This window comes from Marinobacter sp., from assembly GCF_041984545.1.
GTDB lineage: Bacteria > Pseudomonadota > Gammaproteobacteria > Pseudomonadales > Oleiphilaceae > Marinobacter.
This window is the reverse complement of sequence record NZ_JBHIXV010000084.1, coordinates 1-489: the sequence shown is the minus strand read 5'-3', so window position 1 is coordinate 489 and position 489 is coordinate 1. Positions and strand designations below refer to the sequence as shown.

The window sequence follows — 489 nt, the reverse complement described above, 5'->3', positions numbered from 1 at the left end:
CAACGCCGGCAGTGTCGCCAACCCGGAGAATGCTTCCACGATTTTTTTCAACCCTGCCGGCATGAGCCGGCTTTCCGGCACCAACCTGTCGTTCGGAGCAATCCTGTTTGAGATCGACGCTGTCGGCCGGGATTCCCAAACATCGGCAACCCGAGCCAACGGCGAGCCGGTTGTCGGTGACGGTGGTGGCGACCACGTTGACACCTTTGCGGTGCCCAATGCCTATCTTACCCATGAAGTGAACGACTGGCTGGATGTAGGTGTGGGTGTTTATGTCCCCTATGGTCTTGGCTTCGATTATGGCGATGCCTTTGCGGGCCGGTTTATCGGCGATGAAATTGAACTGGTGTCTTATGGTGTGAGCCCCGCTTTCGCCGTGAACAGCGGTGAAGGTTTCTCCTTAGGCGGTGGCATCAATGTGCTCTACGCTGACGGAGTTATTGTCAAATCTGGTGTATGACCATCAGGCAGCGCTCCTGTCAGATTGAT

At 55.8% G+C, this 489-nt stretch carries 1 protein-coding gene; it reads left to right on the top strand.

The features are described 5' to 3' along the window. On the top strand, window positions 1-460 hold a 460-nt coding region (locus ACFC20_RS17630), incomplete at its 5' end, for an OmpP1/FadL family transporter (RefSeq protein WP_375194119.1). Window positions 461-489: the final 29 nt, after the last annotated feature.